The organism is Kribbella pittospori, assembly GCF_004331465.1.
In the GTDB taxonomy this organism is placed as follows: Bacteria; Actinomycetota; Actinomycetes; order Propionibacteriales; family Kribbellaceae; genus Kribbella; species Kribbella pittospori.
The window spans coordinates 338,180-361,667 of record NZ_SJKB01000005.1 but is presented as its reverse complement, the minus strand read 5'-3'; the positions used below and the strand labels follow the sequence as shown (position 1 = coordinate 361,667).

General features: G+C 68.4%; 28 protein-coding genes and 1 pseudogene. 12 read left to right on the top strand and 17 right to left on the bottom strand.

Going from position 1 to position 23,488, the window contains the following annotated elements; all coding sequences use genetic code 11:
• Nucleotides 1-21 precede the first annotated feature (21 nt).
• Together E0H73_RS18555 and E0H73_RS18550 are read left to right on the top strand one after the other, a co-directional pair.
• On the top strand, nt 22-681 hold the full coding sequence (locus tag E0H73_RS18555; RefSeq protein ID WP_131357577.1) for an SDR family oxidoreductase: 660 nt from the start codon (nt 22-24) through the stop codon (nt 679-681).
• A gap of 30 nt (nt 682-711) precedes the next feature.
• Nucleotides 712-1,146, top strand: coding sequence for an OsmC family protein (locus tag E0H73_RS18550; RefSeq protein WP_131357573.1), 435 nt, complete (start codon nt 712-714; stop codon nt 1,144-1,146).
• Here the strand turns inward: E0H73_RS18550 and E0H73_RS18545 are convergent.
• Entirely contained in the window at nt 1,143-1,949 is an 807-nt protein-coding gene (locus tag E0H73_RS18545) for an alpha/beta fold hydrolase (protein WP_131357570.1), read from the bottom strand. The two genes, E0H73_RS18550 and E0H73_RS18545, sit on opposite strands and share 4 nt — an antisense overlap.
• 70 nt (nt 1,950-2,019) lie before the next feature.
• Here E0H73_RS18545 and E0H73_RS18540 point away from each other — a divergent pair, with 70 nt between their 5' ends.
• Complete coding sequence (locus tag E0H73_RS18540; RefSeq protein WP_131357567.1) at nt 2,020-2,460, top strand: MarR family transcriptional regulator; 441 nt, start codon at nt 2,020-2,022, stop codon at nt 2,458-2,460.
• On the opposite strand, the gene E0H73_RS18535 is transcribed toward E0H73_RS18540, so the two are convergent.
• Genes E0H73_RS18535 through E0H73_RS18525 form a run of 3 tightly spaced genes read right to left on the bottom strand, consistent with a single transcriptional unit; the run spans nt 2,444 to nt 4,563 of the window.
• Nucleotides 2,444-3,226, bottom strand: coding sequence for an SDR family oxidoreductase (locus tag E0H73_RS18535; RefSeq protein WP_131357564.1), 783 nt, complete (start codon nt 3,224-3,226; stop codon nt 2,444-2,446). The two genes, E0H73_RS18540 and E0H73_RS18535, sit on opposite strands and share 17 nt — an antisense overlap.
• Nucleotides 3,223-4,068: a hypothetical protein gene (locus tag E0H73_RS18530; RefSeq protein ID WP_238164072.1), complete on the bottom strand. Its 846-nt coding sequence runs from the start codon at nt 4,066-4,068 to the stop codon at nt 3,223-3,225. Before E0H73_RS18530 ends, E0H73_RS18535 begins: the two co-directional genes overlap by 4 nt.
• A gap of 33 nt (nt 4,069-4,101) precedes the next feature.
• Complete coding sequence (locus tag E0H73_RS18525) at nt 4,102-4,563, bottom strand: Lrp/AsnC family transcriptional regulator (RefSeq protein ID WP_131357562.1); 462 nt, start codon at nt 4,561-4,563, stop codon at nt 4,102-4,104.
• A gap of 94 nt (nt 4,564-4,657) precedes the next feature.
• Here E0H73_RS18525 and E0H73_RS18520 point away from each other — a divergent pair, with 94 nt between their 5' ends.
• Both E0H73_RS18520 and E0H73_RS18515 read left to right on the top strand, forming a co-directional pair.
• Nucleotides 4,658-5,494 (top strand): TIGR03619 family F420-dependent LLM class oxidoreductase, encoded by an 837-nt coding sequence (locus E0H73_RS18520; RefSeq protein ID WP_131357558.1) that lies wholly within the window; start codon nt 4,658-4,660, stop codon nt 5,492-5,494.
• Nucleotides 5,495-5,505: 11 nt separating this feature from the next.
• Nucleotides 5,506-5,931, top strand: a complete 426-nt coding sequence (locus tag E0H73_RS18515) for a nucleoside deaminase (protein ID WP_131357556.1) — start codon at nt 5,506-5,508, stop codon at nt 5,929-5,931.
• 31 nt (nt 5,932-5,962) lie between these two features.
• Here the strand turns inward: E0H73_RS18515 and E0H73_RS18510 are convergent, their stop codons facing one another.
• A complete protein-coding gene (locus E0H73_RS18510; protein WP_131357553.1) occupies nt 5,963-6,859 on the bottom strand; it encodes an LppU/SCO3897 family protein in 897 nt (298 codons plus the stop codon).
• Nucleotides 6,860-6,952: 93 nt separating this feature from the next.
• Here E0H73_RS18510 and E0H73_RS18505 point away from each other — a divergent pair, with 93 nt between their 5' ends.
• Complete coding sequence (locus E0H73_RS18505; protein WP_131357550.1) at nt 6,953-7,387, top strand: GNAT family N-acetyltransferase; 435 nt, start codon at nt 6,953-6,955, stop codon at nt 7,385-7,387.
• Here E0H73_RS18505 and E0H73_RS18500 read toward each other — a convergent pair.
• Nucleotides 7,372-8,298 (bottom strand): helix-turn-helix transcriptional regulator, encoded by a 927-nt coding sequence (locus E0H73_RS18500; RefSeq protein ID WP_238164071.1) that lies wholly within the window; start codon nt 8,296-8,298, stop codon nt 7,372-7,374. The two genes, E0H73_RS18505 and E0H73_RS18500, sit on opposite strands and share 16 nt — an antisense overlap.
• A 58-nt stretch (nt 8,299-8,356) precedes the next feature.
• Nucleotides 8,357-8,893, bottom strand: coding sequence for a DinB family protein (locus E0H73_RS18495; RefSeq protein ID WP_131357544.1), 537 nt, complete (start codon nt 8,891-8,893; stop codon nt 8,357-8,359).
• Nucleotides 8,894-8,945: 52 nt separating this feature from the next.
• On the opposite strand from E0H73_RS18495, the gene E0H73_RS18490 reads away from it, so the two are divergent.
• Together E0H73_RS18490 and E0H73_RS18485 are read left to right on the top strand one after the other, a co-directional pair.
• Complete coding sequence (locus tag E0H73_RS18490; protein WP_131357541.1) at nt 8,946-9,917, top strand: helix-turn-helix transcriptional regulator; 972 nt, start codon at nt 8,946-8,948, stop codon at nt 9,915-9,917.
• A 35-nt stretch (nt 9,918-9,952) separates the two neighbouring features.
• Entirely contained in the window at nt 9,953-10,504 is a 552-nt protein-coding gene (locus tag E0H73_RS18485; RefSeq protein WP_131357538.1) for a cysteine hydrolase family protein, read from the top strand.
• On the opposite strand, the gene E0H73_RS18480 is transcribed toward E0H73_RS18485, so the two are convergent.
• Together E0H73_RS18480 and E0H73_RS18475 are read right to left on the bottom strand one after the other, a co-directional pair.
• Complete coding sequence (locus E0H73_RS18480; protein ID WP_202867441.1) at nt 10,497-11,165, bottom strand: HAD family hydrolase; 669 nt, start codon at nt 11,163-11,165, stop codon at nt 10,497-10,499. The two genes, E0H73_RS18485 and E0H73_RS18480, sit on opposite strands and share 8 nt — an antisense overlap.
• A complete protein-coding gene (locus E0H73_RS18475; RefSeq protein WP_131357535.1) occupies nt 11,162-12,028 on the bottom strand; it encodes a LysR family transcriptional regulator in 867 nt (288 codons plus the stop codon). Before E0H73_RS18475 ends, E0H73_RS18480 begins: the two co-directional genes overlap by 4 nt.
• Nucleotides 12,029-12,102: 74 nt before the next feature.
• On the opposite strand from E0H73_RS18475, the gene E0H73_RS18470 reads away from it, so the two are divergent.
• Nucleotides 12,103-12,612 carry a cysteine dioxygenase family protein gene (locus E0H73_RS18470; protein WP_131357532.1) on the top strand — a complete coding sequence of 170 codons (510 nt, stop codon included), beginning with the start codon at nt 12,103-12,105 and terminating at the stop codon, nt 12,610-12,612.
• Here E0H73_RS18470 and E0H73_RS18465 read toward each other — a convergent pair.
• Complete coding sequence (locus E0H73_RS18465) at nt 12,603-13,541, bottom strand: aldo/keto reductase (protein ID WP_131357529.1); 939 nt, start codon at nt 13,539-13,541, stop codon at nt 12,603-12,605. The two genes, E0H73_RS18470 and E0H73_RS18465, sit on opposite strands and share 10 nt — an antisense overlap.
• A 127-nt stretch (nt 13,542-13,668) precedes the next feature.
• On the opposite strand from E0H73_RS18465, the pseudogene E0H73_RS48410 reads away from it, so the two are divergent.
• Together E0H73_RS48410 and E0H73_RS46600 are read left to right on the top strand one after the other, a co-directional pair.
• Nucleotides 13,669-14,130, top strand: a pseudogene (locus E0H73_RS48410) (aminoglycoside phosphotransferase/kinase family protein); the annotation flags it as partial.
• Between the two features lie 82 nt (nt 14,131-14,212).
• Nucleotides 14,213-14,494, top strand: a complete 282-nt coding sequence (locus tag E0H73_RS46600) for a phosphotransferase (protein ID WP_202867440.1) — start codon at nt 14,213-14,215, stop codon at nt 14,492-14,494.
• On the opposite strand, the gene E0H73_RS18455 is transcribed toward E0H73_RS46600, so the two are convergent.
• On the bottom strand, nt 14,483-14,941 hold the full coding sequence (locus tag E0H73_RS18455; RefSeq protein WP_131357526.1) for an NUDIX hydrolase: 459 nt from the start codon (nt 14,939-14,941) through the stop codon (nt 14,483-14,485). The genes E0H73_RS46600 and E0H73_RS18455 overlap by 12 nt on opposite strands.
• 42 nt (nt 14,942-14,983) lie before the next feature.
• A complete protein-coding gene (locus E0H73_RS18450; protein WP_131357523.1) occupies nt 14,984-15,706 on the bottom strand; it encodes a VOC family protein in 723 nt (240 codons plus the stop codon).
• A 146-nt stretch (nt 15,707-15,852) separates the two neighbouring features.
• Here E0H73_RS18450 and E0H73_RS18445 point away from each other — a divergent pair, with 146 nt between their 5' ends.
• Nucleotides 15,853-16,422, top strand: coding sequence for a DinB family protein (locus E0H73_RS18445; protein ID WP_131357520.1), 570 nt, complete (start codon nt 15,853-15,855; stop codon nt 16,420-16,422).
• 3 nt (nt 16,423-16,425) lie between these two features.
• Here E0H73_RS18445 and E0H73_RS18440 read toward each other — a convergent pair whose 3' ends face one another.
• The 5 genes from E0H73_RS18440 to E0H73_RS18420 all read right to left on the bottom strand — a co-directional run bounded on the left by E0H73_RS18440 (nt 16,426) and on the right by E0H73_RS18420 (nt 23,331).
• A complete protein-coding gene (locus E0H73_RS18440) occupies nt 16,426-17,658 on the bottom strand; it encodes an RNA polymerase sigma factor (RefSeq protein ID WP_131357517.1) in 1,233 nt (410 codons plus the stop codon).
• Between the two features lie 167 nt (nt 17,659-17,825).
• Nucleotides 17,826-18,647 carry an SCO6745 family protein gene (locus E0H73_RS18435; protein WP_131357514.1) on the bottom strand — a complete coding sequence of 274 codons (822 nt, stop codon included), beginning with the start codon at nt 18,645-18,647 and terminating at the stop codon, nt 17,826-17,828.
• Between the two features lie 87 nt (nt 18,648-18,734).
• Complete coding sequence (locus E0H73_RS45885) at nt 18,735-18,956, bottom strand: amidohydrolase family protein (RefSeq protein WP_272949136.1); 222 nt, start codon at nt 18,954-18,956, stop codon at nt 18,735-18,737.
• Between the two features lie 114 nt (nt 18,957-19,070).
• Nucleotides 19,071-22,616 carry an ATP-binding cassette domain-containing protein gene (locus tag E0H73_RS18425; protein ID WP_131357508.1) on the bottom strand — a complete coding sequence of 1,182 codons (3,546 nt, stop codon included), beginning with the start codon at nt 22,614-22,616 and terminating at the stop codon, nt 19,071-19,073.
• Nucleotides 22,617-22,686: 70 nt separating this feature from the next.
• On the bottom strand, nt 22,687-23,331 hold the full coding sequence (locus E0H73_RS18420; RefSeq protein ID WP_131357505.1) for a VOC family protein: 645 nt from the start codon (nt 23,329-23,331) through the stop codon (nt 22,687-22,689).
• Nucleotides 23,332-23,488: the final 157 nt, after the last annotated feature.

Here is a 23,488-nt window from a genome sequence, read left to right as displayed (position 1 = left end):
GCGGCGAGTTAGGCTCGGGGCATGCGAGTGGTGATAGCGGGTGGACACGGACAGATCGCGCTGCGGCTGACCAAGCTGCTGGCCGATGACGGTCACGAGGTGGTCGGGCTGGTCCGCAACCCCGATCACGAGGCCGACATCACTGCGGCCGGCGGGCAGGCCGCCGTACTGGATCTCGAGCAGGCTGACGCTGCGGCAGTAGCCGGCGTACTGACCGGTGCCGACGTCGCGATCTTCGCAGCGGGTGCCGGACCGGGCAGCGGCAAGGCGCGGAAGGACACGGTTGACCGGGGAGCGGCCGCGTTGTTCGCGGACGCGGCCGAGCAGGCCGGCGTACGGCGGCATCTCCAGGTCGGCTCGATCAATGCGGACAAGGCTCCCTCGCTGACCGACGACGAGACCTTCACCGTCTATCTGCGGGCCAAGTGGGCTGCCGAGGAAGACCTGCGGTCCAGGGATCTCGACTGGACGATCCTGCGGCCGGGCGGCCTCACCAACGACCCTGGCACCGGGCGCGTGCTGCTCGCGGACAAGATCGGCGACGGCCGCAGCGGCCACATCAGCCGCGACGACGTGGCGCTGGTGCTGGCCGGCCTCTGTGACACCCCGGCCTCGATCGGCCGGACCCTGGAACTCGTCGCCGGAGACACCCCGGTGGCCGAGGCTTTGACGACTCTCTGACGTTGCCACGAGCAACAGATTGTGACGGCTATGAGCGACACACTCCGGCAGGTGCAGTTCGAACGCCTGGCGAACAGCAGCTATGAGGTCCGCAACGCGCGCGGCGGCAGCATCCGGGTCGGTTCCGGCGGTGCGGACACCGACTTCACCCCGGTCGAGCTGCTGCTGGCCGCGATCGGCACCTGCTCGGCGATCGACGTCGACATCGTGGTCAGCCGGCGGGCGGAGCCGACCGAGTTCCGTGCCGAGGTGCGCGGCGACAAGGTCCGCGACGCTGAGGAGGGCAACCGGATGGAGAACCTCGCCGTCGAGTTCACCATTCGCTTCCCCGAGGGTGAGGACGGCGACAAGGCCCGGGAGGCGCTGCCGCGCGCGGTGAAGATGTCGCACGACCGCCTCTGCACGGTCAGCCGCACCGTCGAGCTGGGCACGCCCGTCACCACCACGGTCGACGAAACCGCCTAACCCAGGACCTCACGCAGCCGCCGGGCGTACGCGCGCGAATGGCTGAGATTGCCGTTGTGACCGCCCGGGAAGATGCTGAGCTCCTGCCCGCGCAGAGCGGCCAGGGCCTCGGCGCACTGGTAGTCGAACACCGTCCTGGGTGTCGTCGTGCCGGTGGCCGGGACGATCCGGGTGCGGGCCGTCGCCAGCTTGTCGACGTCAAGATCGTCCTGCGCGGCCGCGGCGAAGTCGTGGCGGATGAAGTAGTCGAAGTTCGCGATCCGCTGGGCATCCATCGGGAACTGGGTCAGGCCCGGCTCGGTGGCCGCGCTCGCCGCGTCGATGCCCAGCGTCCGGACGAGCTGTGGAATCGCCGCCTGGAGTCCGTCGGCCAGATAGGCGGCGCGGATGGTGTCGAGCTCGGCCCGGTGCGCCTTCGCCACTGCGTCCGGCAACAGCCAGGGCGCGATCGGCTCGTGCGCGACCAGCGTGGCGAGTTGCTCCGGGTGGCGGACCGCCAGATGCATCCCGATCACCGCGCCGAGGCTGCACCCGAGCATGACGACCGGCTCGTCGGTGACCTCGAGCAGCAGCCGGTGAACGTCGTCGGCGTGATCGGCAATCGTCGCGCCGCCCGCACCGACCTTGCTGCGAGACAGCCCGCGCCGGTCGTAGGTCAGCACGGTGTAGTTGCCGGCGATCTGGTCGACCAGATCCGTACTGCGATCCGCGTCGCCTTCTCCGCTCTGGGAGATCAGCAGCAGCGGTCCGGATCCGCGGACCTGATAGTGCAGCACGGCGCCTGGTACCTCGAGTGTGGTCATGGCCCTGAGATTAATCCATCGAAACAGATACATCAATATGAATGAATCGAATTCGATGTAGATTGCGCACGTGAACGGTGTTGAGCTCTTCCTGCTCGGGCGGACGCTGATGAAGATCGGTGAGGACGCGCTGCCGGAGCCGCCGGGTGGCGCAGGCCGGTACGCCGGGAGCGCGCGCATGGTGCTGATCGTGGCGAGCGACATCGCCGCGCATCCCGGCAGCGCGGTGGGGGAGATCGCCGCCCGGACCGGTCTGCCGCAGAGTCAGGTGTCGACGGCCGTTGCCCGGCTCAAGGAGGCAGGGTCGGTGGACACCGCACCGGATCCGGTGGACCGCCGGCGCGCTCTCGTGCACCAGTCGGAGACGGTGTCCGCCCGGGTCGCGGAGGTTCGGGCCACCGGAATCGAGGACGCTCTCACGGCAGCGCTCGGCTCGGACGACCCGAAGGACCGGCAGGAGGTCATGGACGCACTCGAGGTCCTGGCCCGCCACCTCACGCCGGGTTCTTGAGGAACTCCGCTACCGGACGCAGGCGGGTGGTGAGGAGCTTCTGTGTCTTCCGGCTGTCGAGGCGAACGTCCGACGGCCGGCCTGGCACGAATGGCAACGTGTCCGGGTCGAGGCCGTCGCGGGCCGCGATCAACCGGCCGAGGTCCAGTCGGCTGACGGCGTCCGGGCCGGCCACGTGAGCCGTGCCGGTATGGTCGGACTCCAGCAGCTCGAGTAGCGCGGCGGCCAGGTCACTGACGTGGACCGGGCACCGGATGTTGCCGGCGAACAGTGCTCCCGACTGTCCGCTCGCCAATGCGTGCACGAGCCGTTCGCTGGCCGACGTACCGTCGCTTCCGACGATGATCGACGTACGTGCGATGACCGCGGAAGGATCGACCGCGCGGATCGTCGTCTCGGCGGCCGCCTTCGCCGCGCCGTACGGCGTCACCGGGCACGGCGCCGCGTCCTCGTCGTACGGCTGATCGCCACCGCCGAACACCACATCCGTCGACACGAACACCAGTCGGGCACCTCTCGCGGCAACGGCGAGGTGGGCTGCTCCATCGGCAGTGGTCTCCCAGTCGGACTGCCTGAACGCGGCGTGGATGATGCCGTCGGGACGGACCCGACGCAGCACATCCGCGACCTCGCCACGGTCCCGGACATCCATCCGAACCCCGCCTGCGACTGCAGCCCTGTGGTACGTCGGAACGACGTCATGCCCAGCCAGCCGCACGACCTCACGCCCCAGGAAGCCGGCGGCCCCAGTGACGAGAAGCCTCACATCGACAGCCTACGGCGCTCCAGTCGCCAGCCGGCAGTCCTCGTACTGCGCTTGACCTCCGCGACCGTGCGGATCTTGCGTGGTGTCATCCACGACTGCGACGGCTTGTGCAGCATCCACCCGCCGCCGATGGTGATCGCCGCGTGCTCCACGAGCCCATTCAGGTTCCGCCAAACGAAGACGGTCCCCGGCACGTCGTCCCGTCCGCGCGGGACTGTGTTGCCTGCCAGCCACTCCTCGAAGGGCTCGCGCACCATCCAGACCTGGTCCGCTCCCTCGACCCCGGCCGCTGCCATGACGGTTCCGAAGCAGTTGGGTCCGCTGCCCGCGGCGAAGGTCCCGGCGAGCTCCCGGACGCGGGGGAGCGTGGACGGCCACTCGCGGACCTCGGTGTGCCGACTCGGTCCGATGTCCTCGCTGACAACGTGTGGGAGCACGAGCTCGGCCCGGTCCTCGAGCAGAGACTTCCACCAGACGAACCGGTGGCCGTCCGCTTGCCGGCGGATCGCCGGATCGAGCATCGAGTGCCACCGCCGTACGGTCGGTACCTCGCCGCGGTTGTGACGGACCTGCGCGCGGACCAGTGCGGCCCGCGTCGGCTTCGGCAACACGGCGTACGTCGGTTCGTCCAGCCAGGCCACGTGGGTTGCGGAGCTGTCCAGCCGGTAGACGCGATAGGTGTCGCGTTGCTCCCGCGTCGGCCCACGGTTGTCCGTCACAAGATCCCATTGCTTCGCCTGTTGCCTGGTGACGTAGAACGGCTGGACGTCGGGCGCGAGCCAGTCGACCCAGTGCGCGAGCAGGGCGGGGGAGACCTCGATGCCGAGGACGTTCAGAGTCACCCGGCCAACGCTCTCAACTCCGGCCGCTGACCGCTACCGGGTTTCGCCGGGCGCGGCCTGCGGACCGCGGTACGGCTGGGTCTGGGTGTAGACGAGGTTGGTCGTGGTGCTGCCGAACTCGGTGAGCTCGTTGACGAGTTCCTCCAGGTGCGGCATCGACGCCGCGGCGACCTTGAGCGTGTAGCAGTCGTCGCCGGTGGTACGCAGGCATTCCAGGATCTCGTGCCGCTCCTTGAGCAACTGGCGGAGCGGCTCGTGCTTGTTGCCCGGATACTTCAGCCGGACGACCGCGAGCACGGCGTACCCGACCTTGGTCAGGTCGACGTCGGCCCGGTAGCCGCTGATGACGCCGGTCGACTCGAGCCGGCGCACCCGTTCGGTCGCTGCGGACGCGCTGAGGTTCACCCGGCGGCCGAGCTCGGTCAGCGACATCCGCGCGTCGTGCTGCAACTCGACCAGGATGGCCCAGTCGGTCGGATCGAGAGTCTCGGTCATGCCGCGATATTACCGGTGATTTCCCGGCCGATCCCGCCGTACGCCGGGAGGAATCCCTTCAAAACCGGGCATTCACCTCGATAGCCTGAATGGCGTGGAACTTGGTGTGAATGTCCCGAACTTCGGTCCCGGCACGAATCCGGACCGGCTGCGCGGCTGGGCCCGGACCGTGGAGGGTCTCGGCTACGACCTGCTGATGGTGTCCGATCATGTCGTGATCACGCCGGATGTCGCCGAGCAGTATCCGGCGCCGTTCTACGAACCGTTCACCACGCTGAGCTGGCTCGCCGGGATCACCGACGGGATCAGGCTGGGCACCACCGTGCTGATCGCGCCGTACCGGCATCCGTTGCTGGTGGCAAGGATGGCGGCGAACCTCCAGCAACTGAGCGGCGGCCGGTTGGTGCTCGGTGTCGGCTCCGGCTGGGCCCGGCAGGAGTTCGAGGCACTCGGTGCGGACTTCACTCGCCGCGGGCGCGAGACCGACGAGCTGCTCGCGGTGCTCCGCGAGGCGTGGGCGGACGAGAAGGACTACGGCGGCGGCGGTCGACCGCCGCTCTGGATCGGCGGGCGCAGTATGGCGGGGATGCGCCGGGCGGTCCGGTACGGCGACGCGTGGCACCCCCTGCGGGAGCGGGTCGACTGGTTGCGTGCAGCAATGGACCGGCTGCGGTCGATCGCCGCCGAGGAGGACCGGCCGGTACCGGAGTTCGCGCCGCGGATCCTGCTCCGGCTGACGACGGAGCCGCTGCCCGATGACGAGAGAGTCGCGGGCGAGGGCTCGCTCGAACAGGTTCTCGCCGACCTCGACGCACTCCGCGATCTCGGCGCGCGGAGCGTCGTACTGGACCCCTTCGTGGGTGATCCCGCCGAAACCGAACGGCCCGAGGTGGCCTGGCAGGCGCTGGCGACGATCGCCGCGCACCGATGATGGGAGAACACGTGACCCCCGAAGCAGAAGGCTTCCTCCGCCGCGCGATCGAACTGGCCGCGGCCGCGCGCCAGGCCGGCAACCCGCCGTTCGGGTCGCTCCTGGTCGGACCGGACGGGACCGTCCTGGCCGAGGAGCAGAACACGAGCATCACCGAGGGCGACATCAGCTTCCATCCGGAGCTGAAGCTCGCCGTCTGGGCGGCGCGCAACCTCGATGCCGAGGCGGCCGCGGGCACGACCATGTACACCAGTTGCCAGCCGTGCGAGATGTGCTCCGGCGCGCTCGCCCGGTCCGGCCTCGGCCGGGTCGTCTACGCACTGTCCGGTGAGCAGTTGAACGGACTCAAGTCGACCGGCAGCTTCCCCGCCGTACCGCAGGAAGGACCTGCCCTGTACGACGAGGCGCGCGTACCGGTCGACGGGTACTACCCGTAGGGGCCGGCCACGACGGCCGGCCCCTCGCTGATCAGACCGGCGCCAGGCAGAGCGTGTACTTCGTGGAGCCCCTCTCAACGGTGTACGACGCCTCGACGCCCTCGAACTGGTCGCACTGGGAGTCGTCCGTGCTGTCGTCGAGCTTGCCGATGATCTTGTACGCCGCCTCGGACGACGTGCAGTCGACCACCTTGACGTCGGGGTCGTCCGCCGTGCCGTTGTTCACCACGCACTGACCGACGGCGGCCTCCGAGGTGGTGGTCGTACTGAGGTTGGCGATCACGATCGCGGCGATCACCAGGATCGGGAGCAGCAGACCGAGGATCGCCGGGCGCCGGAACAGCGGCTTGCCCGGATCCATCGGCCGGCCCGGCGCACCCGGCGCCGGCTCGGGCAGGCTCTTGAACTTCTGCATCGGGCCGATGTTCATCAGCATCGTGATCGGGTTGATGATCGACGACCCGATACCCCACCAGCCCTGCCACAGGCTCTTCGAGGTCATGTCCCGGACGGTCGCGATACCGCAGGTCCGGCAGAACGGTCCCTGCAGCTTCAGGAACCGCATCAGGATGATCAGGCCCTGGTGCCCGCGCACGGTCGCCTCGACCGCCGGGAAGGAACCACAGAACCGGCACTGCAGACCCATCTGCGCGCCGGGGTACGCCGGCAGCGGCTGCTGCGCGAAGTGGTCCTGTGGAGCCTGCTGACCTGGTGGCGGGAACTGGCCTTGCTGACCTGGCTGCTGCGGCGCCTGGTGGAATGGCTGCTGCTGGTAGGCCTGGACCGGCTGTGGGCCTGGGTACTGCCCAGGCGGCTGGGTCGGCTGCTCGGGCTGGGTGTACTGGGGGAACTGCTCCGGCGGAGGTCCGTAACCGCCCGGCTGACCGGGGTACGGATTCTGCGGCGGTTGCGGTGGTGATGTGGTCACGGACGCTTCCTGAGAATCGAGAGGGACACCAAACCCAGGCACCCTACTCACCCCACCGGGCCATCCGGGCCATCGGTGTGGCAGCGTGCCGCCATGCTCACCATCGGCCCGCTGGAACCTACCGACCGTGACGACTGGCAGCGACTGTTTGCCGGGTACAACGAGTTCTACGGACGCACGATGCCACCGGAGTTCTTCGACCAGGCCTGGACGCGGTTCCGGCGCGCCGACGAGATCCACGCGCTCGGCGCGCGGCTCGACGGGCAACTGGTCGGCATCGCGCACTTCCTGACCCACGCGAGTACGACGGCGCCGGACTCCTGCTATCTGCAGGACCTGTTCACCGCTTCGCAAGCGCGGGGGAAGGGTGCGGCTCGGGCGTTGATTGCCGCCGTCACCGATTGGGCGAAGGAGCGCGGGTGCGGCCGGGTCTACTGGTCGACGCACGAGAGCAACGCGACTGCTCGCCGCCTCTACGACCAGGTCGCCGAGAACCGCGGCTTCATCCTGTATCAGATCTCGCTGTAGCGGTCGGCGAGTTCCTGGCCGAGTCGCGCCAGCTCTGCTTGCACCGAGGGCGGATCGACCACCTCGATCGAGCCGCCCCAGCCGGCCAGATGCTGCGCGATCATCAGGGGAGTCGGCGCGGTCACCTTCAGCCGCGCCCGGTCGCCCTCCATGCCGTCGACCTCGCAGTTGCGCCCGAGCCGGTCCTGCATCACCCAGACGAACCGCTCGTCCATCAGCACGGTCGCCGTCAGACCGGACCGCCGTTCCTCCATCCGGTCGACGATGTCTTCCCAGGCGGCGGACAGATCGAAGTCGGCCGGCCGCTCGAACGTCTCCGCGGTCACCTCCGCCGACGCGACCCGATCGACCCGGAACGTCCGCTGACCCCTCTCGGTCCACGCGATCAAGTACCAGACGTCGTCCTTGTCCACGAGCCCGAGTGGATCGACCACTCGCTCCGACGGATCACGCCCGCGTCCGCCGTACTCGAGCCGCACCTTCAGCCGCCGTACGACGGCATCCTGCAACCGACGCACCAGCTCCGGTCGCTCCTTCACGTGCTCGCCCCAGCGCGCCGGGTCGATCACCACCGCCTCGGCCGCCGCCTGCGCGTGTTCGCGGAAGGTGTCTGGCAGCGCCCGCACCAGCTTCCGCAGCGCTGCCTTCGCATCGGGTGCGATCGAGGCGGCCGGACCGACCAGCAGGAACAACGCCTGTGCCTCGGTGGCAGTCAGTCCGCTGAGATCAGTACGGGCGCCGCCGATGAGTTGCCAGCCACCGTTGCGACCGGGCTGCGGATAGACCGGGATGCCCGCGGTGGACAGCGCCTCGAGATCGCGCCGCGCGGTCGCGACCGAGATCTCGAGTTCGCCGGCCACCTCGGCAGCGGTCACCCGGCCCCGAGCCTGCATCAGCAGCAAGACAGCCACCAGTCGATCCGCGCGCACTCCTTCATGCTCGCAGACAAACCGCTCACCGAGTGAGCACTTACTGCGGCAGCGGTTGGCCCTCTCCGACCAGGCCGTCGATCGATTCGCGGATCAGATCGGCGTGGCCGGTGTGTCGCGCGTACTCCTCGATCATGTCCGCCACCATCCGGCGCAGGTTCTGCCCGTCGTCCGTCTTGCCGACCTTGCCCATCCCGCCGTCGGCCAGTGCCTCGGCCACCGACGCGTGGGCGCGCTCCACAGCGGCCTCCCACAACGCCTGCAACTCCTCGGGGGAGTCGTCGGCCGCGGTCCGCCACTCCCAGTCCGGGTCAGCGTCCCAGTCCACGGCGTTCCATGGCACGCCGGGATCCCGTCCGAACAGACGGTTCGAGAACATGTCGTCCTCGACCAGTGCCAGATGCTTGACCAAGCCGCCCAGAGTCATCGTGGACGGCGCGAGTCGCGTGTTCATACCGGCCGCGTCGAGCCCGAAGCACTTCCAGGCGAAGGTGCGGCGATTGCGGTCGAGTACGCCGAGCAGCGTCTGGATCTCGTCGCCGGCGGCGGGCAGTTCCGTCATGGTGTTCAGGTCCATGCGCGGCACGCTACCCTCGGTTCCGGACGGACTACTTCCGGAATGGTGACGTATGGCGTACGACGTGAGTCCGACGGCCCGGACCCTGATGGTGCTGGAGCTGATCCAGAACAGTCCGGGCATCACGGCCGACCAACTGGGGGACAAGCTCGGTGTCTCCGAGCGCGCCGCCCGGCGCTACGTCGCGATCCTGCGCGAGGCCGACATCCCGATCGAGTCGGTCCGCGGCCCGTACGGCGGCTACCGGGTCGGCCGCGGCCTGCGACTCGCACCGCTGATGTTCAGCCAGACCGAGGCACTCGGGCTGGTGATGGCGGTGCTCGAGGGTCCGCGCGGCGCCGATGATCCGGTGGAGGTCGCGCTCGGCAAGATCATCCGCGTTCTCCCCGAGCCCATCGCCCGTTCGACCGACGCCGTACGCCGGGTCAGCGCCCGCGGACCGGATCCCGGCGCTCGCACGCCGGACCCGGCGATCACGGCTCAGCTGGTCTCGGACAGCGCCGACTGCCGGCGGGTCGTCCTCCGGTACGAGCGGAGCCCGGGCGAGGAGTGGTCGATGGAGGTGGACCCCTGGGCGGTCGTCGTCCGCCGGGGTCGCTGGTACCTGCTCTGCTGGTCGCTCGCCAAGAACGCCCGGCGCATCCTGCGGGTCGACAAAGTTCGCGGTATCGAAACCCGGCCCGAAGCGTTCACGCCACCGGCCGACCTCGATGCGCTGGCGCTGGTCGAGGAGCACCTGGCGATGGGCTGGAAGTACAAGATCGAGGTCGTCATCGATGCGCCGCTGGAGCGGGCCAGATGCTGGATCTCCCGCAGCATGGGCCGCCTGGAGGCCATCGACGCCGACCGCACCAGGCTCACCGCGAGCACGGACGAACCCGACTGGTACGCCTCCCAGCTGACCGCGATCCAGACGCCGTACCGCGTGATCGGATGCCCGGAACTGGTCGAGGCGACCGAGGAACTCGCCCACCGGCTGTTGCGAGCGTGCGGGGCGACGGAAACTGTCGGTGGACAGGTCTAGCGTCATCGATCTAGCCAGCAGAGGGAGGGACGCTCGTGTCCACGTTGTCCGACAGGCCGAACACGGCCCTGGTAGTGATCGACGTCCAGAACGGCGTCGTCGAGGGAACTCACGAGCGCGACCAAGTCGTCGCGAACATCTCCAGCCTGGTCGGCAAGGCACGTGCGGGCGGTGTGCCGGTCGTCTGGGTGCAGCACTCGAGCAAACACCTGGTCAAGGACAGCGACGAGTGGCAACTCGTTCCTGAGCTCGACCGCGACGAGTCCGAGCCTGTGGTCCACAAGACCTTCGCCGATTCCTTCGAGGACACCGACCTCGAGGACGTCCTCGCCAAGGGCGGCATCGGCCGGCTGTTCGTCAGCGGCGCGCAGACCGACGAGTGCATCCGCTCCACGATCCACGGCGCCTTCGTCCGCGGGTACGACGTGACCCTCGTCGCCGACGCCCACACCACCGAAGACCTCTCCGAGTGGGGCGCTCCGCCGCCGGACAAGGTCATCGCCCACACGAACCTTTACTGGGAGAACCACACGGCCCCAGGTCGCACCGCCGGCATCCAGCCCACCAAGGAGGTCGACTTCAGCTGACCCGCGAGAGCTCGTGCAGTGATCGGATCCGTCGGACCTCGACATCGGCATGCTCGTCGTACCGATCGACGAGCACGGCGTCGATCCCGACGGCGAGCGCGCCCCGCACGTCCTTCTCCAGCGAGTCGCCGACCATCAGTGCCTCGGACGGCGTGAGCTGAAGTAGGTCGAGCGCGTGCAGGAACGCGCGTGGATCCGGCTTGCCGGCCGGCAACATCTCCGACGAGATCAGTACGTCGATCTCGTCGGACAAACCGAAGCGGTCGAGTTTGAACCGCTGGTGATCGGTGTTGCCGTTCGTGAACACGACCGTCGCGAGTCCGGCGGCGCGCATCCGGCGGAGGGCAGGCACGGCGTCGTCGAACAGGGTCCACCCCGCTTCGTAGCGCTGCAGGTATCCCTTGAACAACTCATCGGCCTCTTCGTCGTTCGCGTCGACGTCGAGAAACTCGCGCACACGGCTTCGGCGCTGTTGGGCGAAGGTGAGCTCACGGCGCTGATACCGCACGTAGTGCCGGTCGGACACCGCTGCCCATCGGGCGGCGACGTCTGGATCGGTGATGCCGTGTTCGGCCGCCCACTCGACGACCGCTGCGGCAGCCGCTGACTCCTGCTCGACCAGCGTCCCGTCCAGGTCGAACAACACTCCCTTCAGCGTCACGGAGTGGCTGCCTCGGTGAGGGCGGTGAGGAGGGCTGCGATCGCGGGTGGATCCGGTGGTTCGCCGTACGTGGCGGCGTAGACGTGCCGCCGCGAGCCGGGCAGCTCGTTCGCGACCACCCCCTCGGCATGGTGGGTGCGAAGAGCGAGCCCGGGCATCGTCGTGACGCCGAGGCCGGCTGCCACTAGCGCCTGCATCACGACCATGTCGTCCGAGGTATAGCCGATCTGCGGCTCGTAGCCCTCATCCGCGCACAACGACACAAGATGACTTCGGCAACGATCACAGCCCGCGATCCAGGTCGCGTCGCGCAGTCCGGACAACTCGACCTCCTGGTCCGACGACAGTACGTAGAGCGGGTCGTCGAGCAGGTGGTGCAGCCGGATCCCGGCCGGTTCCGGCGCGGTCTCGTCGTACCGGAAGATGATCGCCACGTCGATCGTCCCGATGCGGAGCAGTTCCAGCGCCTCGGGTGGATGCGTGTCGATCAGGCTGATCCGCAGACCCGGATGCTGCGCGGAGAGCGCTGCCACCGCGCCCGGGACCAGGGCACCGATCGCTGACGAGAAGCCGGCGAGGCGGACTCTGCCCGCGGTCAGACCGACGTGGGCCGCGAGCTCGGCGTCGACCGCATCGATCCGCCCGATGATCTCCGCGGCCCGGGCAGCCAGCATGCGCCCCGCCTCGGTGAGCCGGATCCCGCGACCCACCCGCTGCAGCAACTGCGCCCCGGTCTCTGCCTCCAGTCGGGACAGATGATGCGTGACGGACGGTTGCGAGTAGTGCAACTCGCGTGCTGCCGCGGTGACGGAGCCGTGGCGCGCGACGGCGTCGATCACGCGCAGCCTGGTGACATCGAGCATGTATCAATTCCATCTATGGATGACCTAAAGACTTGGCATTAGACGTTATGGGTCGACGGGGGCACGCTCAATACATGACTACGACAACGCTTCCGACCAGCCAACTCACCGACCTGGTGGCGGGCGTCCGCACCGCCATCGCGCAGCACGCCGACTGGCACGACACGGCCCAACTCGTGGCCGAGGAACTCCGCCGGAACCTGCCCACTCCCGACGTACTGACTCCCGAGCAGCGGCTCGGCTCGCCCGAGCGCTACATCAGCCACACCCTGCACGTCGAACCCGACGGCTCGTTCTCGATCATCGCGCTGGTCTGGCGACCCGGCCAGGTGACGCGGATCCATGACCACGTCACCTGGTGTGCGTTCGGCGTCATCCAGGGCGTCGAGCACGAGGACCTGTTCGACGCCGAACTCCGGATCGTCGGCCAGAGCGACAACCACGTCGGCGACGTGAGCGGCTTCGCTCCGCCCGGTGACATCCACCGGGTGCACAACACGACGGACAGCACCGCGATCTCGGTCCACATCTACGGCACCGATGTGACCGCGATCGGCGGCAGCGCCCGCCGGTACTACGACTGAGGCAGAGCGTCCAGCGCCTCGAGCTGGGCGGGGGAGAGGCTGATCGAGCCGGCCGCCAGGTTCTCCTCCAAGTGGTGCGCGTTCCCCGTGCCGGGGATCGCCAGGACGTTGCCGCCACGACGCAACGTCCACGCGAGCCGGATCTGCGCCGGCGTCGCACCGTGTTCCGCGGCGATCTCATCGATCACGTCGGTCTGCTTCACACCGCCGGTCTCGCGCGAGTCCGCCGTCAGCGCGAAGAACGGGACGAACGCGATCCCTTGGTCGCCGCAGGCCTGGAGGATCGCGTCATTGACCCGGCCGAAGTCGACGCCGTACCGGTTCTGTACGGCGACCACCGGCGCGATCTCCTGAGCCTGCGCGAGGTGCTCCAGCCGCACGTTCGACAGACCCAGATGCCGGATGACTCCCTTGGCCCTCAACTCGGCCAGCACACCGAAGTGCTCGGCGATCGAGTCGAGACCGGCCTGCCGCAGGTAGACGAGATCGAGCGAGTCCCGGCCGAGGGCGCGCAGATTGCTCTCGACCAGTGCCGGCAATTCATCCGGCCGCGCCAGCCCGGTGATCGTCGGCCCGACCTTCGTCGCGATCACGAGGTTGTCGTCGTACGGCGCGAACGCGCGGAAGATCGCGTCGTTCGCCCAGTTGAGCCCCTCGAACTCGCGGCTGTTTCCCTCCTGCCCGTAGGTCGGGTAGAAGTCGGCGGTGTCGAAGTGGTTGACGCCCAACTCGACCGCGCGGCGCAGCAGCGCGATCGCCTTCTGCTGCACGTCCGCCCCGCCACCGTCGCGTCCCGCGAGCCGCTTCGTGCCGAATCCGATACGCCGGACGACACGGTCGCCGAGCCGCCAGAATTCATCGGACTTGATTTCCGGAATTTGTGATGATAGGTTTGTTGGTAGAGTGTAATTCTGCTGCGCTTTCTGCATTTGGTCAGGATAAGACATCCAGCGCAATTCGTCCAGGTTTTTCCGATGAATTTCTGTGCGCTGCGCTAGGCTTCGGCGGGTGATTCCGCAACTCAGTGCGCGCCAGCGTGAGCTCCTCCAGGAGTGGATGCCGGCTGCCGAGGTCGTGACAGATCACAGCTGGGGTCTGGTCGGGACCGCCGTCCTCGAGCTCCATCTCGACGGCGAGCGGTACATCGCCAAGGCCGGCGACGCGAACGACGGTCACATCGCCCGGGAGATCCGCGCCCATCGCGAATGGCTGACGCCGTGGACTACGCGGGGGAGAGCACCGCGACTCGTCCACGCCGATGAGGAGGCCAAGCTTCTCCTCACGCGGTTCCTGCCGGGGGTGTTGGTGCAAGGCACTGAGCAGGAATGGGACCCGGATGTCTACCGCCAGGCCGGTGAACTGCTCGCGGCGTTCCACGGCCAGGTCGCCGTGCCGGACGAAACCCACGAGGCGCGGGAGAACCGGCGATCCCTTGCCTACCTGGGCAAGAAGCACACGATCGCGCCGGAGTTGACCGCGCGCTTGCGTTCAGAGATTGAATCCTGGCCGACTCCTGCGGCCGTTCTGGTTCCGACCCATGGCGACTGGCAGCCGCGCAATTGGCTGATCGACGGGGGCACCGACTGTCAGCACCGCTGCGATGCCCGCCAGTCCGTGCGTCGGCATCATCGATTTCGGCCGAGCCGATCTCAGACCGGCGGTCTCAGACTTCGCTCGGCTGGCGGTCCAGCAATTCACCACCGACCCAGCGCTGGAGCCTGCCTTCTTCGCCGGCTATGGCTCGGATCCGCGCGACCCCGCGGCCTGGCACCGGATCCAACTCCGCGAAGCCATCAACACCACGGTCTGGGCTCACCAGGTCGGCGACAAACCCTTCGAGGCACAAGGCCACCGCATGCTCGCCGCCGCCCTACGCGAGTAATTCGGTCAGCCGAACCTGCACGTCGGCAGGATGCAGGCCCAACTCGCCGAGCCGATCCGGCGACGTCCAGCGCAATTCGAAACTATTGCGTTCACAATGCGCCGCCGCTTCGTCCCCGGACAATTCAGCGACGCCTTCCACGTTCTCCACCAGAAAGTAATAGGCCGGCCGCCCATTGTGCGTCCCGGTCCACAGCAGCCGCTCGATCGTCGCCGTCAGCGTCGTCTCTTCCCACAACTCCCGTAGGGCGGCCTCGTCCGGTGTTTCACCCTCCTCGACATGCCCACCAGGCAGTACGGCGTACTCGTGGCCCTCGCACTTCGGACCGGGCGCGCTGAACGCCTCGCACATCACGCACTCGTCAGCCCGTTCGTGGCGCAGGTACCGCTTGATCACCAGCACCTTGCCCGCGTCCATCACCACTGCTGCCGCTCTGGGAATCGCCATGCCCAGGACCCTCCCACCAGCCCCGGACAGTTTTCGCGCGGACTACGCCGCGGGCACCACGCAGAACTCGTTGCCGTCGGGGTCGGCCATCACGATCCAGTCGACCTCGCCCTGGCCGATGTCGATGCGCTTCGCCCCCAGCGTGACGAGGCGGTCGACCTCGACCTGCAGCTCACCACCGTCCGCAGGAGCGAGGTCGAAATGCAGCCGGTTCTTGCCCAGCTTCGGGTCCACTGGGGGACCACCCCAGGTGATCTTGGGACCGCCGTGCGGTGAGCGGATCGCGGTCTCCTCGTCCTGGTCCCAGACCAACGGCCAGCCGAGCGCCTCGCTCCAGAAGTACCCGACCGCCTGCGAACCATCGCTGGCCAACGCCCCGATGAAGCCACAGTCGGCCAGGAAGTTGTTGCCTGGCTCAATCACACAGAACTCGTTGCCCTCCGGATCGGCGAGTACGACGTGCTCCTCTTCCGGCAACTGACCGATGTCGATATGCCGGCCACCGAGCGAGAGCGCCCGCGCCACCGTCTCCTGCTGTTGTTCGAGGGACTGGCTGGTCAGATCGAAGTGGGCCTGATTCGGCCCGCGCTTGTCCTCCTGACTGGGAACGAACCGCAGCCGGAACCCAGTGTCGTCACTCGGCAGCAGGGCAACCGCGCCCTGCGCTTCGTCCTCCGACTTCCACCCCAGTACGCCGCCCCAGAACCGAGCCAGCCCGACCGGATCATGTGCATCGAACGACAGTGCAACAAGTTGAGTAGCCATCTGCTCGGATCTCCGCTCTGCAGCCTGCTCGAGTGCAGCCAAGCTAAGCCGCCCCCCGATCGCACGCAACGCGATTAACCTCCATCGTCGGTCGACTCCCGTGGTGAGCGGCCAGCTCACCTGGCCGTCGTAGCTACGCTGACCCCGTGATCGATGACTTTGCCAAGGCCTATCTGCACGACGAGCTGCGGTGGGTGCGGGAGTCCCTGCTGTTCAAGCTGGACGGCTTGCCGGAGTACGACGTACGCCGTCCGCTGACGAAGACCGGGACCAATCTGCTCGGCCTGATCAAGCATCTGACCATGTCTGAGGCGCGGTACTTCGGCGGCGTCTTCGACCGGCCGTATCCCGAGCGGTTGCCCCAGTTCGACGATCCGGGCTACGCGAACCACCACTACATGTGGGTCGCGGAGCAGGAATCCCGCGCCGACATCGTCGACGGATACCAGCGCGCCTGGGCCCACTCCGACGCGACGATCGAGGCGTTGCCGATCGACTCACCGGGGTTCGTCCCGTGGTGGCCGCGGCCGCACGTGAAGCTGTTCAACGTGATGGTGCACATCGTCGGGGAGACCAACCGGCACGCCGGGCACGCCGACATCCTGCGCGAGCAGCTGGACGGGACGGTCGGATCCGGCCCGGTCACCACACCCGACGACACCGACTGGGAGGCGCACCGGTCAAGGGTCGAGGAGGCAGCCCGGAAGGCAACCTGACAACTACCGCAGCTGGTCGCGACGGCGGGTCAGGTGGGCGGTCTCTGCGGTGTTGCCCGCCAGCTCGATGGCTTTGTCGTACGCCGCGCGCGCCTCTTCACTGCGGCACAGCCGGCGCAGCAGGTCGGCGCGGGTCGCGTGGTACGCGTGGTAGCCGGCCAACTTGTCGTTGAGACGGTCGACAGCCGCCAGCGACACCTCCGGGCCGTCGAGCTCGGCGACCGCGATGGCCCGGTTCAGGGCAACGATCGGCGAGGGATCGATGCGGATGAGTTGGTCGTACAGGGCGACGATCTGCGACCAGTCCGTGTCGCGGATGTCGCGGACAGAGGTGTGTACGGCGTTGATCGCGGCGAGGATCTGGTAGCGACCCGGAGGCACCCCGGCCGCTAGGCGTTCGCGCACCAACTGATGGCCTTCGGCGATCAGCGCCGCGTCCCAGGCCCCACGGTCCTGTTCGTCGAGAGGCACCAGCTCACCACTGGCCGACACCCGAGCGGTACGGCGGGCCTCGGTGAGGAGCATCAGCGCGAGCAGCCCGGCCACCTCACCGTCCTCCGGCATCAGGGCACGGATCAGACGGGTGAGCCGGATTGCTTCGGCGGTCAGCTCATGCCGCACGGGATCGGTGTCCGGACCAGTCGCGAGGTAGCCCTCGTTGAAGACGAGGAAAAGCACGGACAGTACGCCGGACACGCGGGTCGGGAGGTCCTCCGCGGACGGCACCCGGTATGGGATCCGAGCCGCCTTGATCTTGGCCTTCGCCCGGGTGATCCGCTGACCCATGGCGGATTCCTGCACCAGGAAGGCACGGGCGATCTCAGGCATGGTCAGACCGCCGACCATCCGCAGCGTCAGCGCCACCCGGGTCTCCAGCGAGAGCGCAGGGTGGCAGCAGGTGAAGATCAGCCGGAGCCGGTCGTCGTCGATCGCGCCGAGAGGCTCAGGCGGGTCGTCGTCGTACACGATCTGAGCCTCCTTGTGCTTGTCGTCGCGCTTGCTCTCGCGCCGGATCCGGTCGATGGCCTTGCGATTGGCGGTGGTGGTCAGCCAGGCGCCGGGATTCGGGGGTACGCCGTCGGCCGGCCACCGCTCGACGGCGATAGCGAACGCCTCGGCGGCTGCCTCCTCGGCGATGTCCAGGTCGCCGAAGCGCCTGGTCAGGGCGGCGACCACGCGCGCCCACTCCTCGTGGTGGACCTGGATGATCGCCTGCTGCGCGTCGACCGCACTCACCGGAACGGCCGCACCTCGACGCCGGCCTGGTCATCGATCACAGAAACCAAATACTGCATCTCGGAATCTCCTGTGGTTCGGGTGGCACCCGTCGTGGGCGCCTGGTGCAACTCTGCCCTGATCCGACACCGCCTCCGGGCATTTCTTCAAGGACATTCTGGGCCCAGTCACCGGGAGCCGGCCGCGTCGAGCGTTGCGGAGATGGGCTCGAGGTCCGCGATGAGCTGGTCGAGCTCGTTCGGCTCCAGGCCGTCGTACGGCGGTGCGGCGAGGTCGTCGGTGAGGGACTCGATCTGTTCCTTGGTCTTCCGGCCGAGGTCACTGAGCCAGCCGGAGTCGTCCACGAGGCCACGGGCGCGCATCCCGTCGACCACCGCGGCCAGCTGGGCGGCCGGCAGATGATGGACCCGGCCGAACTTCTCCGCGGGCATGTCATCGAAAAGGGCGTGAAGTACGTGGGCCTCCGTCCCGCCGATGCCCGCGGCGACCAGAGCGGCGATATGACCGTCTCCGCGGTGCTCGCGGAGCAGAGTGGCCGCATGCCAGAGCTTCGCCACGGGCTCCTCGGGTACAGGCAGCGCTCGGAGTCCGGCGTACAGGATCCGTCCTTCCGTCGGGGCGCTCGTCGCCGCCTTGGTGGCGAGGTCGGCGGCACGCGCGAGGCCGGGGGAGTCGGCGAGGTCGCCGAGAATCCGCCTCAGCGCGGCGACGCAGCCCTGCTCACGAGCGGCGAGCGCTGCCTCGGGAGTGGCGGTGTCCCAGACGCGGGGGATGTGGCGGGCGACCTCGCCGTCCGCGAAGTTGTAGAAGATCGCGTGGACCACCTCGGCCGGGACACGTCCCAGTGGCGCGGCCCGTCCGGCGAAGTAGCCGTCCCAGTAGTTGCGGTGGCCGAGCGCCATGAGTGCCTCGGTCGGCTCCTCGGACATATAGGCGACCAGGTGGATCGGCTCCACGAGCCGGTGCAGGCGGCGGGCGGTGGACTCCATGATTGCTCCTCGGTTGGACAGCTGCTCACCTCTGCCACGAACACCTGGGCCCCGATCCGACACCTGTTGCGCGGTTTCTCGTACGAGTCAGCAGAGCGCGGTGTCGGCGCAGTACTCCGCTCGTCCGCCGACGATGGTTGCTAGCACCTGGATGTCCAGCAACGCGTCGACGGCGACGGTCGTCGGGTTGTCCGAGAGGATCACGAGGTTGGCGTACTTGCCGGGGGAGAGGCTGCCCTTCACGTCCTCCTCGAAGGTTCCGTACGCCGCGTCGATTGTGAACAATCGCAAGCCCTGATCGACTGTCAGGCGCTGCGTCAGCTGCCAGGCCCCCGGCGTACGGCCGAGAGGACCGGAGACCCTGCGTATGGAGCTCGCGCACCGCGGCGTATGAGGGTGCAGCTGACCCCTCGGGGCGGAGGGTCAGCCGGCCAGGTGGGACCACCGCGGGGAGAGTTCGGACCAGGGGCCGACCGCGGCGACGTCGCCGTCGACCAGTACGACCACTCGATCTGCCTGGACCAGGGCTGCCCGTTTCGAGGTCGCGCCGATGACGGTGGCGCGGCGCTCTCGCAGGGTTTTCCACAGTTCGATCTCGGTGGTGGCGTCCAGGGCGCTGGAGACGTCGTCGGCGAGCAGCAGTTCCGCATCTGTTGCCAGAGCGCGGGCGAGCGCGAGGCGTTGCACCTGGCCGCCGGAGAGCCGTACGCCCCGATGGCCGACCAGCGCGTCCATGCCACCGGCGGTGGCGACGTCGGTGTCCAGGAGGGCACCGGCGACCGGACCCTCGAACGCGCGGGCGTGCCCCAGCCGTACGTTGTCGGCGAAGGAGCCCGACAGCACCCGGGGTACCTGGGCAACATGCGCGACCTGCCCAGGACGCAGGAACAGTTGCGGGTCGTCGATGAGTTCGCCGTTCCAGCGGATCAGGCCGCGATGATCGATCAGCCCGGCCAGTGCGGACAGCAGACTGGACTTACCGGAACCGACCTGACCGACCAACAGCACCAACTCCCCAGCCTCGACGGTCAGGTCGACGCCGGAGACGCCGATCGTGCCGTCGTCATGGATCGCGCTGAGGTCGGCCAGCTCCAGCCGACGCAGGCGGGTCCGGGGCACCGGCTCAGGTCCGGGCGCGATGCCGGCGACCAGGTCGACACCGGGCGGCAGGTCCATCAGGTCGGTGCCTCCGGCGAAGCGGCTGGTCTCTGCCTGCCAGGCCCGGGTGCCCGGCGCGTCGGTGACGACCGTACTGGCGACTCGTCCGAAGTAGTCAAAGCCGTTGACGGCGTTGGCGACCAGCAGTGCGGTGGCCAGGCTCCAGATGTTTCCCCTGTACGCCGCCCAGGCCGACACCACGCCGAGCTGCACCATCACGACCGGGATGCCGTCCAGGCAGGCTTGCACCCGGTGCTCCCGCACCGCGGCGCTCACCCGGCCACTGTCGACGTGCTGCAGATGGGTGTGCACCTGCGACGTCGCGGCGGACAACTTGATCGTCCGGCCCGCGTCCAGCGCGGACACGAGCACACGGCCGAAACGGGCTCTGGCCGCCGATGCCGCGGCCGCTGACCGACCGGCGACGGGGCGACCGATGGTCGAGGCCAGCGCCGATGAGACCATCACGGCCAGCAGCACGGCGCCTGCGAGCCAGGTGCCACCGAGCAAGGCGGTGACGACTGTGATCACCATGCCGTTGATGAAGTCGACCCAGCGGTCGCCGTAGACGGCGATCCGGTCGGCGTCCATGGAGCGGGCGACCACCTCGCCCGGTGGCGTACGGGTCAGTCGGTGCTGCCTGGTCTGACCGAAGAGCACTGACATCCGCGTCCGCAGCATCACCTCGGCCCACCGGCGCGGATAGCGCCGGAGGCCTTCGGCCATCAGCAGCGGGGCAGTGAGCAGAGTCGCCACCAGGGCCACGGCGAGCCACCACGGCGCCCGCCCGTGTCGCAGGGCTTCGACGACATGGCCCCAGACCAGACCGGTCACCGCTCCCTGCGCGCCGGTCAGGCCCGCGAACAGGAACAGCAGCGCGCCGACCACGCTCCATTCCGGACGGATCAGCAGCGTATGCGCGACGCCGCGGGCGAGACTCGGTCCGGTGCCGACCTCGGCCGGCTCGGGCGGTTCGCCGATCCGGCGCCGACCGCCGACCGCCTCGCCCGGGGCATCGATCCCACGATCCGGATCCGGATCGTGGTGGTGATCCTGAGCGTCGTACGTGGGCCCGGAACCCCCGGCCAGCAACAGTTCCCGGAACGGGCCGGGGGAGACGGCCAGTTCAGCACGAACTCCGTGCTGGACGACCCGGCCGTGATCGAGGACCGCGACCAGCGGCGCTCGGGCGATCGTCGAAAGCCGGTGGGCGATCAGGACGCCGGTACGGCCCGACAGCAGCCGGTCCGACGCGGCGATCACCAGCCGCTCGGTGAGCGGATCCATCCGCGCGGTGGCCTCGTCCAGGATCACCACCCGGACGTCGCGGACCAGCAGTCGCGCGAACGCCACCAACTGTTCCTCGCCCGCGGACAACGACGTGCCACCCGGGCCGAGCAGCGTGTCCAGGCCGTCCGGCAGGCCCGCGACCCAGTCACCGAGCCCGAGTTCCACCACGGCCGCCTCGATGACCGGCCTCGGCAGGTCGTCGTTGAACAGGGCGATGTTCTCGGCCAGGCTGCCGGCCAGGATCTCCGTCCTCTGGGTGACCACACCGACCGCAGCACGCAGCTTCTGCAGATCGAGATCGCCGACATCGTGACCGGCCAGGAACACGCTGCGCGGCGGCGGCTCGACGGCTCGCGAGATCAGTGACGCCAGCGTCGACTTGCCGGAGCCGGTGCGTCCGACCAGGGCGATGGTCTGACCGTTCCGGACCCGCAGATTGATGTCGCGGAGGGCGAAGGTGCCTTCGGTGTAGGAGAAGTCCAGGTCGCGGATCTCCAGGTCCACCGGGCCGTCCAACGGCAGGTCCGACCCGCCCTCCGGTTCGGGTTCGGCGGCCAGCATCTGCCGCAGCCGGGTGATGGCGCCGAGTCCCGCCTGGAGACCGGGCAGGTTGTTGGCGAGCATCGCGATCTGTCCGACGAAGGTCGAGGTGACCAGGAACAGGGTCACCAACCGTGCCACGGTGAGGTGGCTGTCGACGGCCAGTGCGATCCCGGCGACGCCGATCGCCGCCAGCAGGCCGTGCAACAGCACACCGGTCCGACGGGCGATCCGGCTGTCCACGGTGACCCTCGAGCTGAACGTCTCGTGCACCGCGGCCGAGAGCCGGGCAACCCGGACCAGAACGTGCGCCTGGCCCAGGCTCGTCCGGAGATCGTCGCGCCCGGCGATGCCTTCCTCGAGTACGGCGGTGTGATCGGTCCAGGCCATCTCCTCGATGACCTTCCGCCTGGCGACCTCGGGCAGGAGCTTGTGAACGGCGTACCAGATGATCACGGCCAGCACCGGGAAGAGCACAGCGGAAGGCCACCAGGTCACCCCGGCGACGATCCACATCGGGATCGTCCCGAAGAGGGTTCCCGCCAGCGTCCACAGCTGCGAACGGAGCAGGGTGCCGACCTCGTGGGAGTCGTCGTCGACCCGGTCCAGGATCTCGCCGACGGCTTGTTCGTTGAGGACGGCCAAGGGCTGTCGCAGGGCGGCCTGAAGCACGTCCTCGCGGAGCCGGCCTTCGACCCGATCGGAGACGCCGACCCAGATGATCTTGCCGAAGCTGCTGATCACGGCCCCGCCGACGACACACAGCATCAGCAGTCCGACCAGCCGCCAGCTGGGCTGTGCCGCCAGGTGTCCGGCCACCACGCTGCCCAGCGTGGAACCCAAGGATGCGACCGCGGCGGCCGCGAGCGCCAGGGCGGAGGCCGGCCCGCGGAGGCGTCGCCAATCGACCCGCCGAGCCGGATCGGCGGGCGGTGGCGGGGCCATCGTGCGGGCCGGCGGCGGCGCGAGGAGGTCGGTCATCAATCCGAACCCTAAGCTCGGGCCGCGCACAGATTCAGCCGGTTTTCCAGGTTGACGCCGAGGTCCGCTGCTACTCGCCGCTGAAAAGGATCAGGTTGCCGTCGCGGTCTCGAACGACGAATTGGTGCGCACCCCAGGGTTGGCGCTTCAGCGTTTGCTGGAACTCGACATCAGCCCCGGCGTATTCGCTGTAGAGGGCTTTGACATTGTCGACGCTGATCGCCGCCGCGAGCAGTTGATCATCTTCTCGAACGGTGCCGTTGTACACCGGATCACAAACATACCGAAGATTGAGGCTGACGTTGTCGCGGCGTACTTGACCGTAGTACGGCGGATCGCCGTAGGTGAAGACCACGGTGAAACCCAGTTCGTGTTCGAAGAACGCACAGGCTGCGTTCATGTCGGATACGAACAGTTGTGGTTCGGCCTGGGTGAGGACCGGCCGCGCCGGGACGTCGGGGTCGGGTACTGCGGCTTCCTGGGGCATCTGGGCTACTCCTGCCTTGAACACGGCCCATGTTTCGAATCCAGCTTCGCGAGCCAGCAGAAGCTGCGCGTCAGCAAGCACGAAGCGCTGCGCCAGGATCTGTTCATCGCTGAGCCCGTGGTACTGCGGCAACGCAGCACGGATTCGTGGCACGACGGTGTAGTTGCGCTCGCGATGCCAGCGCAGTAGCTGCCTGGCCTGCTTCCGCAGATTCTCTAGATTCGTCATGGGCGCATCTCGAATAGTCGCGAGGTGGGCATAGCCCCTTCGGCGAGTGCCGGCGCGCCCTCATCAGCAGCATCAGCATGCTGCCGTCCGAGGCTGCGCGCTGTCAAGGATCGGGCTACTAGTTGACATAATGTCGCTTATCGGCGCTTGGCTTATG